The sequence below is a fragment of the Pedobacter borealis DSM 19626 genome, from assembly GCF_000708285.2.
Lineage (GTDB): Bacteria > Bacteroidota > Bacteroidia > Sphingobacteriales > Sphingobacteriaceae > Pedobacter > Pedobacter borealis.
Genome location: NZ_JAUG01000021.1, coordinates 25,165 through 43,450 on the forward strand (window position 1 = coordinate 25,165; position 18,286 = coordinate 43,450).

Genomic DNA, 18,286 nt, shown 5'->3' on the forward strand with positions numbered 1-18,286 from the left:
TATGATGTTGGCTGAAAAAGAAGGGCTGGCTGGAGAGCTGATTAGTTTTCTTGCTGGGCAGGCTGATCTGCGCCGGGATTGGGTGGTTTATAATTCTGACCAATTGATTAGTGGCAGCTGGGATCTGCACTGTTTCTCTGGTCAGTTTAGTGCCGCCGAGTTTGCAAGGGAGAATCAGCAGATTTTTGATTGGCATAATGCTGTGCCTTTACCTCTGCTTGTGCAGGATTTGAAAAAAATAGAGTATGAACAAAAAAATATTGATATGAATAGAAATTCATTAGAAAATTTTAGGGCTGAAGCGGCTGCGCTGAAGGTTCCTCAAGGTATGATCACGCTCGCTGAGGGCATGATGGAACAGGGAATTGAAAAGTTTACTGTTAAGGGGCAGGTTCCAGCTGATGTGGGTATGATGGATATTTCGATCCACATGAAAAAATCTGGTCAGTCGGATTATTATTATCTGAACCGCTTTGATATTGCGCAAAGTAAGGCGAAGCCTTTAGAAAAGGATCACCAGTATTTGGTGGTTAGCCCCAATGAGCCGGGGAAGATTCCTGAAAATCTGCTTCGCAAATTTGATAGTGCGGTTCAGGCAATGGATTATTTCAGGGAGCAGAAGGGTGTTTCGGAGTTAGCTACTGGTAAAGCGACTGATAAAGACCTGCAGTACAGGGATACACTGGCGACGATGAAGGATGGGAAGATTGATTATGTGAAGAAGGAATTCCAGCAAACTTTTTATTCGCCTGTGCTACGAAATTCGCATTATATCGATCGTGGAAAAGGTTTTACGGTGGAGCAGGCTGCAAACATGCTTCAGGGAAGAGCTGTTTTCCGCGAGGATATGGTGAGCCGTGCTGGCGAGCAGTATAAGGCCTGGAGTGTTTATCAGTTTGATCAGCCTAAAGACCGTTATGGGAACTATACGATGAAGCAGTTTGGTGAGGGTTATGGTTTTGATCTGAAAAAACAGCTTTCTGAGTACAATATAAAAGATATTGATAAAACGGAAACAGTCGAAAAGCTGGCTTCGGATATTCAGAATGGCAATAAACCACCTGTTACGGTAATAGGCCCAGATGGTGAGGAAAAGAGGTTACGTGTCGAGGCGGTGCCACGTTATACCAATCTGAATTTCTTTGAACTTAATGGGAAACCGGTGAAGCGAGAGGAACTGAAAAAAGAGCAGGGTTCGGAGCAAACCTTGGGGCATGCTTCTGGAAAGGAAAAATCCCAGAAAAGGGAAAAGAATAAAGAGCAGGAAAGTTCGTTGAGCTTGTAATCAATCCAGAATTATTTAATTATTTATATATTCATTTTTAAAAATCAATCATTTTATGTCAACATTTCAAAAATTAAAAGAGTTGGTTGCCGCTACAGAAGCAGATGCGACTGCATTCCATGAAAAGGGTAACAAAGCGGCTGGAACGCGTTTGCGCAAGGCTTATCAGGAAATCAAAGTTTTGGCCCAGGCTGGAAGAGCTGAAGTAACCGAGCTCAAAAACAAAGAAAGTAAATAAAAACAGGTAAACTGTTTTGGGAAATGATAGCCCTGCTTCATTTGGAGCAGGGCTATTTTTTAAGTTTGTTATTCTTTTCTGACGGGCTTTTATGGGATCACAATGGTCTTGCGCTCTACGGTATGGGCACTAAAAAAGCCAATTGCTCCTCCATTAATATTACTTACCGGATTGGCAGGAGCCGCGCCGTCGGCTGAGCCGTTGGCATTGAAAAGGCTGGATAAATAGGTGTATACCGGAGCTTCAATGCTATGCATTTCTACAGTCAGCCTGTCCCCCCTAACCATGTCTTTACTGATGTCCTTTGTCCTGTTTTCAAAAACAAGGTATTCATTGATTTCCTGACCGGAAGTAAATTCATCGCTGAAAACTTTATACTGAGGCTGGATCACATCATTGATGTACTGCTGGAACCAGTAGTAATTTGTGGCTGTAGCGACATCCTTAAACTTGATTTTTGGAGTTGCCCTTGTAGGTTCATAGTCCCCTGGTTTAAGCGTAAAATCCAAAAGCGGAACAGGATCTGGCATGGTGCTGCTTGCCGTAAACACTTCATTATTGATTTTAACCGTAAGTCGATAAGTCACACCAGGCGCACCGTTTATTTTATCGGTCTGGTAGATTCCTGTTGTGTTTTCGGATAATGTAACTGTTACGCCATTGCCTTCTACTTGAACCAGTGCGCCGCTAACCCCGTTGAACTGGTTATTTTCATTGAAATCCTTGGTCTGGCTGATTTTTACCCTGCAAATCCCAGGCTGGTTGGTGATCATGCCCTCGATTACATACTTGATCTGCGGATCTTTCAGGTTTAGCTCTATCACATCATCGCATGAAGATAAAAACAGGAGCATGAATATTAAATAAATTATAGGTTTCATCTGCTTAAAATTTAAAATTATAAGATATGGAAGGAACAAACTGGAATAAGGTTGTCCTGATGGCTTCGGTTTTGCTTGGGTCGGTTTCATTGTCGCTGAAAGTGATACGGAAAGGGTTTTTTCTTCCGTAGGCGTTGTACAGGCTAAAGTTAAGTTCAGATGAAAAGCGTTTGGTCTGCTTTAACAGGCGTGTGGCACCCAGGTCAAGCCTGTGGTAGGCTGGCATACGGTCGCCATTGCGGTCTGAAAAATAAAAATAGCTTTTGCCCATCATGGTATATTTCCCCCTTGGATAAGTAACCGCGTTTCCGGTCGAGTATACCCAGTTGGCAGAAACTGTCCATCTTGGGCTCAGTTTATACATCCCGACAAAAGCGATATCGTGGGTTTTATCCTGACGGGCATTATACCATTCATCGTTGTTGATGCCGTCTATTTTTCGCTCTGTTTTAGACAGCGTATAACCCAGCCATCCGGTAAACCTTCCGGTTTTTTTCTTGATCAACAGTTCCAGGCCATAAGCGCGGCCCTTGCCGAAGAGCAACTGGGTCTCTATGGGTTTGCTGGTAAAGATATCAGCACCATTCCGGTAATCGATCTGGTTCTGCAGGCTTTTGTAATAGGTTTCTGCCGAAAATTCGTATGCATTTCCGCTGAAGTTTTTATAATAACCTATGGAGTATTGATCACTTAATTCTGGTTTGATGATATTGGTCGATGCCACCCATCTATCTGTCGGTGACGATGCATTGGAGTTGGAAATCAGGTGCAGGTTCTGAACATTGCGCACATATGAGGCCTTAAGGGAAGACTGTTCACTCAGTTGCAAGGCCAGGGCAAGACGCGGCTCAGGGTTGATATAGGTCTTCACCATTTCACCGCTTTTATAGTTTGTGGTTCCTGTTACATTTCCATTGTTATCCAGATCATAAAAGTCTCCCTTTCCAAATATGCTAAAGGCAGATAACCTCAATCCATAGGTAATGTTCAGGGCATCACTTGCTTTCCAGGTATTGCTGGCGTATACCGCATTTTCCAGTGAAAACCTATTCTGGAACTGCTGGGAAAGAAAACCTGAATCGCCAGAGGCCTGTACTTCTCCTGGTTTGATATTGTGATAGGTCGCGCTCAAGCCGAAAGTAACAGTATTCTTTTCATTAAGGTACCATTGCATATTCTCTTTAAAACTCCAGTCCCTGATCTGGGAGAAGAGGCTTAGTGAGTTTTCATCGCTGTTTGATTTGACGTTATAGTTGTAATTGCTGAAAATAAGCGAGGTATTGGAAAACAGTTTGTTGTTAAAAACATGGTTCCAGCGCAGCGTCGAGGTGGCGTTCCCCCAGTTGATGCCCGATAGGTTTTCAGAGGCCAGCACGTCTTTTCCAAAGTAGCCCGAAACGTAGAGGCGGTCTTTTTCTCCAAGGATATAGTTTGCCTTAAGGTTGATATCATAAAAATATAACTGGGTGTTGCGGACCGAGCTATCGCTGGAGAGCTTTAGGAACATATCGGCATAAGTTCTTCTGGCCGAAATCAGGAAAGAGGATTTATCTTTTTGGATGGGGCCTTCAACATTTACCCTGGCTGAAATGAGTCCAACCCCACCGCTAACGCCTAGTTTCTGGTTGTTTCCATCGTTCATTTTTACATCCAGGACCGATGAAAGGCCTCCTCCATACTGGGCGGGCATACCGCTTTTATAAAGGGTAACGTTCTTGATCGCGTCTGAATTGAAAGTGGAAAAGAATCCCAGTAGGTGGGTGGCATTGTATACCGGCGCCTCATCGAGCAGGATGACATTCTGATCGGAGCTGCCTCCGCGCACAAACATCCCGCCGTTTCCTTCTCCTGCTGTTTTAACGCCCGGCAATAACTGCAGCGTTTTGATGATGTCCGGTTCGCCCAATAGCACGGGTACTTCTTTGGTTTCGCGGATACTGAAACGTTCCATCCCCATCTGCGTGCTTTTGATGTCCTGGTTATTGGAGCTGCCTTTGATGGTAACGGTTTCCAGTTGATTGTTTTCATCTTCCAGTGCAGCGTTGAGCTTTACATCCTGGTTTAGCTCTACCTGTGTGTTATAGGTTTTAAAACCAACGCCCTTTACTTCAACCGTATAGGTTCCTTTGTTTAGCGTGATGGAATAAAAACCATACTCATTGCTTATTGTAGCCAGGTTTGTGCCGGCAACCTTTACCGAGGCGGCTATCAATATTTCACCGGAACCTTTGGATTTAATGGTTCCGCTCAGGGTATACTTTTCTTTGTTCTGACCGGGATCTGCCGCCGGACCGGCTCCCTGCTTTTTTACGGCCTGGGTATTGATGCGGATAAAGACCTCTTTATCCAGTACACTGAACTGTATGGATTTATCTGAAAATGCAGCAGATAGGATTTCTCTTAAAGTTTTGTTTGTTGCCTGAACACTTATCCTGGTTTTACTGGTGGCGACCTGCTCGTTATAAGTGAATTTAACGCCGGATGCTTTTGTGATCTTATCCAGGGCATTTTTAAGCTGTTCGTCAGCTAAGTTTATATTCAGTTTTTTATCCAGGGGATCCTGGGCATATGCCCTTGTTTGTACCAATGCCATTAAAAACAGGATCAGTGCGGTTAAGGTCAGGATCTTTACAGATGCTTTTTTTTTCATTATTTTTATTTTGCTGTTATGACTTATCGCTTTTTGCTATTGGAATTATTTCCAATTATTGACGATAAGCGCGAAGCGTTTCATAACTTTATGGTTAATATTAATTTCTAATGTCCCAAAGTTCTCAAGGCTCGGACATTTTTAATTGATTGGATATTTGCCTGGTTCTGTTCTACAGAGGCAGGCATTTATTTTATGATAACATAGCCCTCCCCTTTCTTTTCATATTTAAGTTCCATAATTAGACATAGTTTGTTTAGGACCTGGCTTAACTGAGCGTTCATATCCAGGTTGCCGTAAAAAGTTTTATCCGATAAACTGCCATCCAGGTTGATCCGCACGTTATACTGAGATTCGATGTCCTGGACAACCTGTTGTAAGGTGCTGCCCTTATATTCATATTTACCCAGCCTCCTGTCCAAAAAAGAAGCGGCATCCGGGTAGTCTATTTTCCTGAGTTTTTCATCGTTCTTATCAATGATCACCTGTTGGTTGGGCAGTATCATCTCGGTATGGGTGCTGTTTGTGGTATGAAGTGCTACTGCCACTTTTCCGCTTACCAGGGTCACGCTGATTGTTTTCTGTTTTGGATAGGCGGAAATATTGAAACTTGTACCCAGTACAACGGTATTGACCTTGCCTGTTTTGATGATAAAGGGATGGTCCGCATCATGGGCAACTTCAAAAAACGCTTCACCATCCAGGCTAACGCTTCTTTGTTTGTCGTTAAACTGATCTGGATAACTTAGCTTACTGTTAGGGCTGAGCCATACAAGGGAACCATCTGCAAGCTGTATTTTTTTTCGCTCACCCGCTGCGCTCCAGGCTTGCTGCTGGTGAACTGGGTCAATGAAATGGAGCAAGGAAGACCTGAAAAAGTATAGGCCCATGGTAAATACAACGATTGCCGCAGCGACCGAGATCCATTTGCGTAGCGGTACCGCGGGGGATGTGCGTTCTTTGAGTTTAACCTGTTTGGCCTCCAACGGCAGAAAATCTGGACTGAGACCGACGTCTGGAACGGTGTGGGTATTGTCCCAGCTGGCTGACATGAGTTCTAAAATTTCATTGTCCTGCTGCTGATCGTTTAGTGCCTTAAAAAAAAGTTCGAATTCTTCCCTGTTGCACTCGTTACTGAGGTACAATTGGTAAAGGTCTTTTAACTGCTGCTTTTCTTTCACAATGTTTCAATAGCCAAAACGGGCTGCCTTGCCCGGCTTGTTTGTACCTAATACAACTGCGGAAAGCGATGGGACTAGTTGGAATGAAAATAATTTGAAGCTGCAATTAAAAAACAGATGACGCTGTCATTTTTAGCCACGTAGTTCCGGATAAAGCGGGTTGCTTCAACCATATGGTTTTTTACGGTGTTTTTAGAAATGTTGAGCTTTTGGGCGATTTCATCATGAGTGAGGTCCTGGGTTCTGCTCATCTGATAAATCAGCTTTTTCTGGGGAGGCAGGTTTTCTATCGCCTCATCATAGGTCTTTAACAGTTCTTTTTCAAGCAGACTTTCTTCGGTACTGTTCCTGAGCGTTTCGATATAACCGAAGAGTTCCTGCTGAAGGACTTTCTCCCTGGCCACTTTTTTCAAGTGGTTGAGCACATGGTTCAGTGTGATCTTTTTGATGTAGGCTCCAAAGTGCAGGTCGGTATTGATCTGTTCCCGCTTTTGCCAGATCCTGATGAATACTTCCTGTACGATCTCCTGGGCAAGGTCTGTTGATTTGCATAAACTGGCAGCGTAAACAAAAATTTTGCTCCGGTATTGATTATAGATTTCGGCAAAGGCAGACTCATCTCCGTTTCTAAGCTGGAGCAATAATTCGATGTCTTTGGCTGGAACTGGATTCATATATTTGGTTGACAAATATATATATCAAATTCATAATATTGGGATTGCATTTTAGTTAATGGTCAATACTGGTGATAGGCAAATATTTTTGATATCACGATTGGATCTCTTTAATAAAGACTTTTTGAATCAAAAGCTTGACTGAGTGGATAAACCGTTGTAAATTGACCCCTCTTCGCCACTTTAAAAAGCCCCCCTTTGCCGAGTTAATTTGATAAGGTTCGCCAAAGCAAAAAGATCCCTTTGCGCCGATCCAAATTGACCCCCTTGAAATCGCAGATTCGTTTGTGCTGAATGGTTTGTAGGAATATGTTTTTGTTTAGCTTTTAGCCGAACAAAAACTGCTGATTACAATGTCCAATAAGCCTATCAAAATGAATAAACTAAGACAGATCATCCGTCTATACAGTCAGGGGATCGGGACCAAGCGCATCCATGGAATGGTGTCAACCTCACGCAATACCATTAAAAAGTATATTCGCATCTGGCAGGCACTTGGCATTAGCTATGAAGAGTTCAATGCCAAGAGCGACAGCGATCTGGCCGTCATTTTTACCACACCTGTGGCCAGGATCTCCAGTGCACCCCGTATGCAGATTCTCCAAACACTATTACCTGATTACTGTAAAAGATTGAAGAAAAAGGGTATAACAAGGGAATCTCTCCATGAGGAATATATAAAGAAGCATTCCGACGGGTATGGACGCTCGCACTTTAATAATGCCATAATGGTCTATCTGCAGCTCTCCAGATCGGTAATGCACATCGAACATAAGGCTGGCGATAAAATGTATATCGACTTTGCCGGTAAAAAGCTATTTCTTAGCGGAAATGATAATATCAGGCAGGATGTAGAGGTATTCGTGGCGATCCTTGGTTGCAGCCAGCTCACCTATGTTGAGGCTGTGGCTTCACAGAAAAAGGAGGATCTCATCGCCGCCTGTGAAAATGCACTGCGCTATTTCGGAGGTGTACCCGAGGCAATCGTGCCTGATAATCTTCGCTCTGCTGTAACAAGGGGAAGCAGGTATGAGGCGGTACTGAACGATGAGTTTGCAGCATTTGCGGAGCATTACGCAACAACAGTTATTCCCGCACGTGCCTATAAACCTCGCGACAAATCACTCGTAGAAGGAGCTGTGAAACTCATTTATCGAAGTATTTATAGCAAACTGGATAATCGCCACTTTGAAACCCTGGTGCAGCTCAATTCTGCGATTGCCCCATTGCTGGAAACCCATAATAACAAACCCTTTTCCGGCAGAAACTACTCACGCAGGGAACAGTTTGAGGAAATCGAACGTGAAGCACTTGCCGTGCTTAATCCGGTTCGATATGAGGTGCACAAGCAGGTGATGGTTACCGTAATGAGAAACGGGCATGTACGGCTGGGCGAAGATGTTCACTGCTACAGTGTTCCCTATAACTATGTTGGCAAAAAGGTGAAGTTGCTGTACACTTCCGGCTCAGTAAAAGTCTATTACAACTATACCATGATAGCTTTTCATTCAAGAGTGCGGACAAAGCACCATTATACCACCCAGGAAACCCATCTGGCGCCACAACACCGGTATATCTCAGAATGGACCCCTGAAAACTTTATACGGCAGGCAGAAGAGATCCATAGTGATGTTGCCAGTTATATATCAAAGGTACTTGAGTATAAGGGACATCCGGAGCAGGCCCATAAATCCTGTTCGGGCATACTGAACTTTGCACGTCGTGTTGGAACGGTGCGGCTAAGAAATGCCTGCCGTTGGGCAGATAATCTTGGGCAGTACAACTACCGCATAATTGAGGAGATACTGCGAAAGCAGCTTGATCAGCTATCTGTAGAAGAACAGACGATAGAGATCCCTGAGCATGGAAACATCAGAGGTAAGGAATATTACCAGTAACAATAAATAGCAATTAGAAATGAACAATGAAACATTAGAAAAAATGAAACAGCTAAGACTGTTTGGGATGTACGATGCATTCAGGACCAATCTGGAATCATCAGTAAAGGAATCGCTGACCACTGATCAGTTTATATCCGTATTGGTTGCCAGCGAGTGGGATGACAGACGCAACCGTTCAGTGGAAAGAACAATTAGGGCGGCTGCATTCCGATATAAGGCATCTCTTGAGCATATTGATTACTCCATTGAACGTGGCCTTGACAGGAACCAGGTACACAGACTTGCGGCCCTGGATTTCATTAAGGAGCACAAGGATCTTTTTATAACCGGTTCCACCGGTACCGGAAAAAGCTACCTTGCCACCGCCCTTGGATATATACTGGCCTCGGAATTCTTTTCGGCCGGTTCTAAAAGGCATTATTTCGTTGACTTAAAACGCGCGGATAACAATAGCAGATACATACAGCTCACCCGTAGCGAACAACAGGAAGATGGCAGCTATAAGCGGTGGCCATTTGTGGTATTCGAAGATCATTTACCTGATTTTATTAATGCCATGGCTTCGTTGTTTCAGGCGGCCGCATTTCATGACCGAGGTTATCAAACGGTACAGGATATGGCGGAGGAATATAAAGCGGCCAAAGGTATTAAAGCAATGCCGGAGTACACAAGGCCAAGGGAAAAGCTATTCGCAAAGGGTGGCACTAAACTTAGAACTGAAGAATTACTGGCAATTTTGTTGGGTTCGGGCACTCCCGGAGAATCTGCCGTGGAGTTGGGTAAGCGAATATTTGATGGTCATGGTGGCCGGGCCCATTTACTTAAAACTTGTAGTTTTTCTTCGTTGTGCAAATTTAAGGGTATGGGTATTGCCAAGGCTAGCGCCGTATTGGCGGCTATTGAACTTGCGCGTAGGATATATATGCCCGCTCCAGAGTCTAAGACGGTTTACCTGGTGAAAAAACCGGGGGATACGGGTGATGAGCCTGCGTATTTTTTTGATCGAAATTGAGTTTGGGGCGAGTTAGATGGTAGCGCAGCTGCAGCCGCTTTGCTCATACTTCCCTTCAGCCGCTTCGGTGCATTTAGCAAGACCGTCTACCGCGTTGCTCGGACGGACTTGCTTTCCCTTGTTTAACATTCTGTTTTCTTCTGATAAGATTGGTAAGGGCTGATTTTGGCTGTTTGCGCAACAAAGATCTGATTGGCATTGATTACCTAGTCAAGGCGGCTCCGCTTTGCTGCGCTTGTTTTGAAAAAATAATCTTCCCTGTTCGCTTCGCTCCCGAGGTATTTTTTTTCCAAAAGCCTTGCCTGTAATCTCTGCCCAACAGGTGCGGGTGCTTAACAAAAAGCCAGGAATGGCTCCTGCCGAAAGGTAGTAAGCAGGGTTCACAAATTTAATTTATCAAAAAATGGAAACTAAAGTTAATCAAAACGGCCAAGCAAGTGTAAACGGTACAAAGGCAGACAAAACCCCAAAGTTTGTAGCAGGTAACCCTGTAAATGTGGAAACTAAAAAAGTAGAGGCTAAAAATCAGCCTGAACCGCCTAAGTCCGAAGAAAGTAAACCGAACGGCAATGATGGGGCATCAAAGGTTGAATTAAAAGAACAGTTGGCACAGCAAAAACCTGTATTGAATTTGGACGAGACTTTAAAACTGGTTGCGGAGTTGAGCAAAAGAACTGCTTTGCGTGATCGCTATAAAGGTTATATGGATTCGCTTGCAGGCTTCGAGGACAGCCAAAAAGAGAATTTGGATGAATTGGAGGACGAAACGGCATTTCAGTTTTGTGAGCTGGTAATTACTGATAATAAAGGCAACAGGTTTAGTACAAAAAGCCCTTCGGTTATTAAAGGAACGGTGGTTTTTATCAGTGGCCGTTTTGCCGAGCGTCTTGCAGAAGTGGAGGCAGGAATTGTTTTGCCTGCTTAAATCTCTAAGCCTCTCGAGGTTTTCGGGAGGCTTTTTATTCATCTTAAAATCAACAGTTATGTTAGATGCATTCAAAGAATTTTTAGACGCTATGTTTTGGGAGGGTTACGCAGATCAGTTCGAGGACGATAATCCGACCGCTTTTTATAGTCAATACAAAGAGTTTAGGGTAAATCATGGAGGGCTTCCGTTATGAAATACGAAACTGTTTTTATTATGGTGCGTGTAATGGTTCATTCTGACCACGCCCATACCCGCGATACGGTTAGGGAACTGGAAAACCAATCTAGTTTACTTCTTACCGATACGGCAAATATCAATGTACTGGAAACTGAAATACTGGTTTCTAGGATCGCAAACACTAAAGTACATCGGTTTACAAAGCCAAACCAAATGGCAGCGATGGAGGGTGACAAGTAATGAGGTGGTTTGCAGAATGCAGGACGCTTGACGAGGTTAAAGCGCTGTATAAAAAATTAGCAAAACAGTATCACCCCGATTTAGGCGGTGATACTGAAACCATGCAGACCATTAATAAAGAATATGCTTTTGCATCTGCAAGGGCTATCAAGGGCGGAAACTTGAGCGAGGAAGAAACCGAAAACGAAATCCGGTTTTCGGAGGAATACCGCAGGGCTTTAGAACAGATCATTCATTTAGAGGGGATCACGGTTGAACTGGTCGGCTACTGGATTTGGGTAACGGGTAACACGATTGCGGTTAAATCAGAGCTGAAAAATGCAGGGTTCTTTTTTGCCTATAAAAAACTGGCTTGGTACTTCCGTACAGGTGAATATAAGGTAAGCAAGGGCAGTAAAAAGAGTTTGGATGAAATCAAAGTGAAATACGGTAGTGAGGTGCTGAACGGTGGTAAAAACTATAGTAAAAGGAATTATTTACCACATTAAAACGGAGGCGCCACCGTACAAAGGGCGCAATCTTATATGAAAACACTAAATCAAAATAGCACAGAAATATTTTGCCAATTGATCGAAAGGATGCAAGGCAAAGATCATTTACGAATTGAAAATATCCCCTTTATGGCGCTGAGCATTGAAAAACTTACCCATGGGGTAAAATTAGGGGATCTTAACGAGGGTACAATATATAGCTTAGCCCATTATTACACTTCTAATGGTGATCTCATGAGCGATCCTGAAATGCGCTTTACTGTGGCAACTGATGAAAACAGTCTGCACAGTAGTCAGAACCTGAAAATCATCCCCTGCTCCTTTGAGCAGTCCGATCTGGGAATGTATGAAGAAAGTATCATTTTCGGTGATCAACAGCATACTGAATATAACGCTGATCTGCAGGCGGAACATGTTGAATTTGCTGAGGTTTGGTTAAATAATATCAGGGATCAAAAGTATTTAGATCAGTTATGAAATCACTTAGCACTCTTTCAGGCTCGGAAAAAGCAAGGCTTTTACACGAGTTGTTCCCTAGTGAAATGCCCATGCTATTAGAGGATATCAAGATGTTCTGCGAAAACTTCAAGCACAATAAAGAGGTCTACCGCAGTCAGTGGGGTGAAGGTTTTATGTCCTTTGATTATTGGCAGACCCTTTCCGAGGAAACGGCAGCGATATTAAAAAAACATACTTATAACATGGTTAAAAGTAGCAGAATGTTTTCTGACCAGCTATATTTTACCTACACTTCGCTTTTTGTGACGGACCGGATTATCAAGTACGCCGAACATCGGAGTAGGGATGAAAAATTTAAGCTGATTGTCCAAGTTCTTTTCACCTAGCTTTCAGGGGGGCAGTTTGCCCCCCTTTTTATCATAGGCTGATAAGTATCAAAAATCTGCACGCCGCCCTTACGGGCATGAGGTTTTGACTATCTTTTAAAGTGAGATCCAGTGTATATTCTACCCTGTTTGGTTTGGATATTCAACTTCGCAAAAATTGATCCTGACCTCGTTTTTTTTTCAAATTGGCGAAGTACCTACTTGTATCACGCTCTATACTCAAATTGACTCCATCATACATAGAAACTTTTTACCTAAGAAGAAATACAGAAACTTTATTGAGATTTTTCAATTTTTGCATTCTTGGTTACTTCGTTACCCAAAGCAGCTTCAATTATATTTTCATCTGGTAATGCTTGCCAGTCTTCAAAAGATTCACTTTCAGCGTTAAAGGAATTAGCTACTATAGGCTTCCTACTCATCTCTATGGAATCTCCTAGCAGGTGTTCTTTCTCCAAAACAACTTTTAACAAAGCTGATATTGCAGAAAATAATTTCCATGCTGTTTCTTCACTGACAGCTTTGCCTTCGTGAACTAATTTATTTCTATCGCGCCGTGCTTTGAAAAGATCAGATAAAATTTCTTCTGAAATAATTTTGGCTTGAAATAACATTTCCTGTTTTATAGTGGCGCTCCAAGTCCTGTTGTCATCTTTCATTGAATTTTTCCGTCCAGGAATATCATTATCTGGATGAAAGGATTCACTTTTCAACAATTTGTTATACCATAGATAATCAATCAACTGTTCCGCTGTAATCCAAAGATTGGATAATACCCCATCCCAATTGTAATGTTTCAGTTCAGTAATACCTACATTCAGAAATTTCGCGGAAAGATTGGGTATTTTAGATAAGTCCTTGTCCCCGAGATTCAAAATTGCGTGGAACTCACTCACTTTCAGTATTCTAGGAATATCTAGGTAAACACTATCCGATTGGCTTCCTAAGCCCCAGCGGTTTTTAGAATGAAGCTGGGCGGTCGCTGACTTGCCCATTTCGTAAGTATATATGCTCCATTTTTCTTCAAGCCTACCGTGCAAAACATCCTTGTGATCGACGTAACCTACAAAAAAGCCATTCAGGTTAAATTTTAAAAAAATTTGATTGAAGTATTCCACGGCATTTTCTTTTTGTAGAAAACGGCCACGCATAGGTAACGCTATAGTTCCATCGTAACACACAAGTCCGTCCAATCCGGAGTTATCACACTTAATTTTAGAAACTACACGTAACAGTTTGGAATAGTTGTAACTCACTTTATTTATCTCATCAATCTCTAATTTCCAAGGCTTTTCATCATCGGGAACTATGAAAACATAAGGGTGCATATATGCTATCCAACATGGGTTATTTCGTTCTCCTTCAGATGCGTGTATGATGATATCATCTGTAGTTTTTAGAAGCATTTTAGAGATGGGTATAAATTACCAATAAATTTTAATAAAAAGGTACTCCCCAAAGCTCCCCTGAAGTTTATCAATCATATTCTTTCATCATTGCATTTCATAACATGCCTATGATCAAAGTCATTCCACAGAAACGAACCATAACTCCTGAGCGGGCAGTTAGAGTATTGGCCAAATATGGTCAAAAAATTACGCTTGCGGAGGCAAGAATCATCTTGGATTTCATGTACAATTTCGCTATATTATCAGCTAATCAAGTACTTAAAGACGACAGAATGAAAGAGGTATGGAAAAAATAGAAATTAACGGAATCCGAGTACGTGACAGGAGGACCCACAAGCTCGAGCAGAAAAAAAATGTAGGTGAGGATAAAATTGACACCCGAAAGGTAGCTTTTTTGTACATCAGGGTAAGTACTGATGAACAAGCAGACAGGGGATATTCGCAGCGAGATCAGGATCAACGTTTGCAGGAATATTGCGAACGTCAGAACATTAAGGTCGGAAGGGTGATCTATGAAGATTTTTCTGCTAAGACTTTTAAGCGTAGACCGGAATGGTCGAAGATGCTGCTCGAGCTTAAAAAGACCAGAGGCCGCATTTGTGATCTGATACTGTTTACGAAGTGGGATCGTTTTAGCCGGAATGCAGCCAATGCCTATGAGATGATCGATATTCTTGAAACGCTAAACATTACTCCTAATGCAATTGATCAGTACCTAGACTTAAAAATACCAGAAAGCAGGATCATGCTGGCTGTTTATATTGCTCAAGCGGAAGCGGACAACCTAAGACGAGGTTTAAATGTGGTGGCCGGTATGAGACGAGGAAAAAGTGAAGGCCGCTGGATGGGAAAAGCGCCCGCAGGATACATCAACAGGATCAAAGATAAGGTAAAGTATATCGAGCCATTGGAACCTGAAGCCAGTCACCTTAGATGGGCTTTTGAAACTTTAGCTACAGGCGCATTCAATGCGCAGGCAGTTTGGAGGTTTGCAAAGGCAAGAGGTCTAAAGTGTTCCAGGGTTACTTTTACTGAAAATATCCGAAACCCTATTTACTGTGGTAAAATCGTGGTTCCCCCTGATGAACATAATGAGTCATATCTGGTTGATGGTAAACACGAACCTATCATTAGTGAAAAACTGTTCTGGGATGTCCAGGATTTGCTGAATGGAAGACGGAAACCTGCGAGGGTGAATACCCAACCTCCAAAACATTTCCCCTTACGCGGCTTTATTTTATGTCCTAACTGCAATAAATTACTGACTGGCAGTGGCTCGAAAGGGCGTACCGGGGAACACTACTATTATTATCACTGCCGTACTCCGTGCAGGGGAAGATATCTTGCAGCAGATGTGAATAAGCGTTTTGAAATCGAAATTAGAAAGTTTGTTCCAAAGCCTGGAATAGCTGAGCTGTTTAAAGAAATTGTTTGTGACGTAACCCATGACGATTCCAAACACTTCGAGGAAAAGAAGAGCTTTTTGGTTACTGAAATTTCCGCACAAAATAATGTAATCACAAAAATCCGTGCTATGCTATTATCAGATGATATCACTACTGATGATTATAAAATTATGAAAACACAATGTGAGCAGAAGATTATAAGACTGGAAGCAGAGCTTGAAACGTTGAAAAAAGATCAGGCGGTAAAAACGGATTTCAGTGATTTTGTTGATGAGGCTCTGATTAGGCTTCAAAACCTGCTTGAACTATATCAGAACGGCGATATTGAGCAAAAACGCTTTATCATTGGTTCGATCTATCCGGAAAAATGGCGAATTTTTGAAAACGATTGTCGAAACACCCAAATCAACTCTGCGGCGCTTTTTATCTATCAGATTAACAGGGTTTTAGGAAATAAAAAAGCCGGAGTTAGAACTAAAATTAGAACTAAATCCGGCTCGGTACCCAGCGCCGGAGTCGAACCGGCACGGTTTCCCACAGGTGTTTGAGACCAGCGCGTCTACCAATTCCGCCAGCTGGGCATTTGCTTATTCAGCGGGATGCAAATGTATAAATTAAGCTCTTAATTCGCAAATTTTATTTACTTCTTTTTATGTCTGATCTGATTTACTAAAACCTTCGTCTTTTAACAGATTATCTAATAACAACTGGTTCAATTGTTTAACTTCTTTTTTACTCATTTTCATATCCATTGGCAGATAAACTAAATTTTGAAGTATTAGCTCATTTGAGGTTTTTGGCGGCAAACCCGTGAAACCTATCTTAACTAAACTGGAGGCTTTTGACGTTGCATCGAATCCTTTTTCTCTTAATTTATCGATTAACAGTGATGGATTAGCCGCTACTATCGGAATTACCCAGTGTGTATGCCTTAAGTTTGCAGCACCAATAATATTTCGCGAATCAACATTCAATAATAATTCGTTTGCCAGTAGCTTTCTCTTATGAATACGAGATTGATCAAAATCACTCACTCTATGCTGCAACATACATAAATTAGCATAACATGGCCTGTATTTGATTTTCTCCATTACATCTTCACCGGGAAAACCTCTTGTAAAACCAGTAATAAGCGTATCGAAGTCTTTGCCAAATTGCTTGCAAAGCCAATAAGCTATGGTAAATGGCCATCTAGCGACAAGAATGTTAATCAGGGTAGCATTAATTATTTTTTTGAAGTATCGATCGCCTTTTTGCACCGGCAGCCTATTGTTCAATATTTTTACCGCAGCCAGTAATTGCTCGTTTCTAATATGAAGTATCGCACCACTTAAGGCTGTATTTGTCTTAATTAGTCCAAAACTGAACAATACCACGTCCGATTTTAAATCACCTTTATAAATTCCATCATAAGCTTGTGCACAATCTTCTATTACGGTCAGATTATTCAATTTGGCTATATTAAGCAGTGCTTCGGTATCCATTATGGCACCAAATAAATGGGTAATGAGCAGCAGCTTTGTTTTGGGTGTAATAGCTGCCCCTATCTGTCCGGCCGATATGCCTAGTGTATTTTTATCTATAGTTAAGGGTACAACTTTTAAATGATAGGCAGCGATGATTGCAAACATATCCGGGATGTTAATATCTGCAACCAGTATTTCATCACCAGGTTCAAGATTTAGTGCTTCTAATACGAGATGTAAACCTGTACGAACAGAAAGACAGGGCAACTGCCCTTCAGGGAACCGGGGCTGTTCTTTTTTAAAGCCGCAAGCACTACCAATACAGTATAAAGCACACTTAAAAAGTTCGGTAAAACGGATATCTAACCTACCTCTGGCGATCATTTGTTAAGCGCATATAACACAAAGGTAAGTAATTTGTGTAATGGCAATTAATTTAGCGTTCTTTCATCTTTTAATTTGCGATCAACCACAAAGGGCATAAATGGCAAAAGTGATGCTAAAAAGATCAAAACGGCTTTACCAAATTTCCATTTTTGCTCTTGCCAAGCTAAAACTAAGGTGGCTGCATATAAAACAAATAATAATCCGTGTGCCCATCCAGTATATTTTACATACAAAGGAAGATCTGCAAAATATTTTAAAGGCATGGCTACAAATAATAAAAGCAGATAAGATATGCCTTCTGCCACGGCCACTTTGCGAAAAATTGAAAGAGAACTATTCATTGATCTGATTGTTTGCTCCGAAAGTAAAACAAAGCTTTTGCCTATCAAAAACTAAAAAATGATTTTACAATTGGGTGTCTTACAAAGGTCGAAGGTGGAAGGTTTAGGGCTTCCCATCTTTTAACCGCAGAGGACACAAAGAAAAGGCACAAAGTGCACAGCGTTGGGCGCTTATTTTTTTACGCTATATATTCGGACCTCCGACTCCCCGACTTCAAACTTCTTCCATCTACTTCGGCAAGCGTTCCCTGATCCGATCAACGTATTTCTGCCGGTAAAAATTATCCTTAATCAAAGGCAATAGTGCATCAGATGCTGTTGGGTTGCCATCAAAACGGCCTATCAAATCGTTCAATTCGTTAGCAAGGTCTTTTTCTACGGCATCAACATCTCGTTTTACCTGCGCTAGCTTTTCGGCATCTGGCTCAAATTCCAAATCCATTAAGGCCTCATTTACATCCATCATTTCCATTAAAAAAGATTGGGGCAGTTGATAACCTTCGTCTGTTTCTACAATCCCTTTTAATTCGAGTACGTATTTTAAGCGTTTTTTAGCATTGCTGAGTGTCTGGTAAGCCTTGTTGTTCAAAGTTGACAGGTCGAGTACTTCTTGCTGCTTCTCTTCGCTTTCATTGGCATAAAAATCAGGATGAAACTGCTTGCTAAATGCATAAAACTTTGTTTTAACCACATTTTGATCTGGATGAAACTGGATCGGTAACGCGTAAAAATCGAAATAATTAATATCTGTTGTTGCTGCGCTCATGGTGCATA

Annotated in this window: 19 protein-coding genes and 1 tRNA gene; 11 read left to right on the forward strand and 9 right to left on the reverse strand. The window is 42.0% G+C overall.

Features of this window, described 5'->3' with window-relative positions; genetic code table 11:
* Nucleotide 1: 1 nt before the first annotated feature.
* The gene (locus AW17_RS08375; RefSeq protein WP_209444220.1) at nucleotides 2-1,285 is read left to right on the forward strand and encodes a hypothetical protein; all 1,284 of its coding nucleotides are present in this window, start codon (nucleotides 2-4) and stop codon (nucleotides 1,283-1,285) included.
* 55 nt (nucleotides 1,286-1,340) lie between these two features.
* Nucleotides 1,341-1,523: a hypothetical protein gene (locus AW17_RS08380; RefSeq protein ID WP_029275685.1), complete on the forward strand. Its 183-nt coding sequence runs from the start codon at nucleotides 1,341-1,343 to the stop codon at nucleotides 1,521-1,523.
* Nucleotides 1,524-1,612: 89 nt separating this feature from the next.
* On the opposite strand, the gene AW17_RS08385 is transcribed toward AW17_RS08380, so the two are convergent.
* From AW17_RS08385 to AW17_RS08400, 4 genes are all read right to left on the reverse strand, one after another.
* A complete protein-coding gene (locus AW17_RS08385) occupies nucleotides 1,613-2,404 on the reverse strand; it encodes a DUF4249 domain-containing protein (protein ID WP_051691705.1) in 792 nt (263 codons plus the stop codon).
* A 4-nt stretch (nucleotides 2,405-2,408) separates the two neighbouring features.
* Entirely contained in the window at nucleotides 2,409-5,054 is a 2,646-nt protein-coding gene (locus tag AW17_RS08390; protein ID WP_029275687.1) for a TonB-dependent receptor, read from the reverse strand.
* Between the two features lie 188 nt (nucleotides 5,055-5,242).
* Nucleotides 5,243-6,235 carry a FecR family protein gene (locus AW17_RS08395; protein ID WP_029275688.1) on the reverse strand — a complete coding sequence of 331 codons (993 nt, stop codon included), beginning with the start codon at nucleotides 6,233-6,235 and terminating at the stop codon, nucleotides 5,243-5,245.
* Between the two features lie 74 nt (nucleotides 6,236-6,309).
* Nucleotides 6,310-6,909, reverse strand: coding sequence for an RNA polymerase sigma factor (locus AW17_RS08400; protein ID WP_051691706.1), 600 nt, complete (start codon nucleotides 6,907-6,909; stop codon nucleotides 6,310-6,312).
* Between the two features lie 374 nt (nucleotides 6,910-7,283).
* On the opposite strand from AW17_RS08400, the gene istA reads away from it, so the two are divergent.
* The 8 genes from istA to AW17_RS08435 all read left to right on the forward strand — a co-directional run bounded on the left by istA (nucleotide 7,284) and on the right by AW17_RS08435 (nucleotide 12,503).
* The gene (gene istA / locus AW17_RS08405; protein ID WP_245235031.1) at nucleotides 7,284-8,807 is read left to right on the forward strand and encodes an IS21 family transposase; all 1,524 of its coding nucleotides are present in this window, start codon (nucleotides 7,284-7,286) and stop codon (nucleotides 8,805-8,807) included.
* Nucleotides 8,808-8,826: 19 nt separating this feature from the next.
* On the forward strand, nucleotides 8,827-9,822 hold the full coding sequence (locus AW17_RS23560) for an ATP-binding protein (RefSeq protein WP_083488656.1): 996 nt from the start codon (nucleotides 8,827-8,829) through the stop codon (nucleotides 9,820-9,822).
* A 403-nt stretch (nucleotides 9,823-10,225) separates the two neighbouring features.
* Nucleotides 10,226-10,747, forward strand: a complete 522-nt coding sequence (locus AW17_RS08415; RefSeq protein ID WP_029275692.1) for a hypothetical protein — start codon at nucleotides 10,226-10,228, stop codon at nucleotides 10,745-10,747.
* A 58-nt stretch (nucleotides 10,748-10,805) separates the two neighbouring features.
* Entirely contained in the window at nucleotides 10,806-10,943 is a 138-nt protein-coding gene (locus tag AW17_RS24415; RefSeq protein ID WP_167343652.1) for a hypothetical protein, read from the forward strand.
* Nucleotides 10,940-11,167: a hypothetical protein gene (locus AW17_RS08420; RefSeq protein WP_029275693.1), complete on the forward strand. Its 228-nt coding sequence runs from the start codon at nucleotides 10,940-10,942 to the stop codon at nucleotides 11,165-11,167. Before AW17_RS24415 ends, AW17_RS08420 begins: the two co-directional genes overlap by 4 nt.
* Nucleotides 11,167-11,655 (forward strand): J domain-containing protein, encoded by a 489-nt coding sequence (locus AW17_RS08425; RefSeq protein ID WP_051691707.1) that lies wholly within the window; start codon nucleotides 11,167-11,169, stop codon nucleotides 11,653-11,655. Before AW17_RS08420 ends, AW17_RS08425 begins: the two co-directional genes overlap by 1 nt.
* Before the next feature lie 36 nt (nucleotides 11,656-11,691).
* Entirely contained in the window at nucleotides 11,692-12,135 is a 444-nt protein-coding gene (locus AW17_RS08430) for a DUF6908 domain-containing protein (protein WP_157280248.1), read from the forward strand.
* On the forward strand, nucleotides 12,132-12,503 hold the full coding sequence (locus AW17_RS08435) for a hypothetical protein (RefSeq protein WP_029275696.1): 372 nt from the start codon (nucleotides 12,132-12,134) through the stop codon (nucleotides 12,501-12,503). The genes AW17_RS08430 and AW17_RS08435 overlap by 4 nt, the downstream gene beginning before the upstream one ends.
* Nucleotides 12,504-12,778: 275 nt before the next feature.
* On the opposite strand, the gene AW17_RS08440 is transcribed toward AW17_RS08435, so the two are convergent.
* On the reverse strand, nucleotides 12,779-13,909 hold the full coding sequence (locus tag AW17_RS08440; RefSeq protein ID WP_029275697.1) for a hypothetical protein: 1,131 nt from the start codon (nucleotides 13,907-13,909) through the stop codon (nucleotides 12,779-12,781).
* A gap of 286 nt (nucleotides 13,910-14,195) precedes the next feature.
* Here AW17_RS08440 and AW17_RS25365 point away from each other — a divergent pair, with 286 nt between their 5' ends.
* The gene (locus AW17_RS25365) at nucleotides 14,196-15,866 is read left to right on the forward strand and encodes a recombinase family protein (protein ID WP_425339090.1); all 1,671 of its coding nucleotides are present in this window, start codon (nucleotides 14,196-14,198) and stop codon (nucleotides 15,864-15,866) included.
* On the opposite strand, the gene AW17_RS08450 is transcribed toward AW17_RS25365, so the two are convergent.
* From AW17_RS08450 to hscB, 4 genes are all read right to left on the reverse strand, one after another.
* Nucleotides 15,820-15,899, reverse strand: a tRNA-Leu gene (locus AW17_RS08450). The genes AW17_RS25365 and AW17_RS08450 overlap by 47 nt on opposite strands.
* A gap of 69 nt (nucleotides 15,900-15,968) precedes the next feature.
* Complete coding sequence (locus AW17_RS08455; protein ID WP_029275699.1) at nucleotides 15,969-17,168, reverse strand: aminotransferase class V-fold PLP-dependent enzyme; 1,200 nt, start codon at nucleotides 17,166-17,168, stop codon at nucleotides 15,969-15,971.
* A 47-nt stretch (nucleotides 17,169-17,215) separates the two neighbouring features.
* Nucleotides 17,216-17,512 carry a DUF3817 domain-containing protein gene (locus AW17_RS08460; protein WP_029275700.1) on the reverse strand — a complete coding sequence of 99 codons (297 nt, stop codon included), beginning with the start codon at nucleotides 17,510-17,512 and terminating at the stop codon, nucleotides 17,216-17,218.
* 229 nt (nucleotides 17,513-17,741) lie between these two features.
* The gene (gene hscB, locus AW17_RS08465; protein ID WP_029275701.1) at nucleotides 17,742-18,278 is read right to left on the reverse strand and encodes a Fe-S protein assembly co-chaperone HscB; all 537 of its coding nucleotides are present in this window, start codon (nucleotides 18,276-18,278) and stop codon (nucleotides 17,742-17,744) included.
* Nucleotides 18,279-18,286 lie beyond the last annotated feature (8 nt).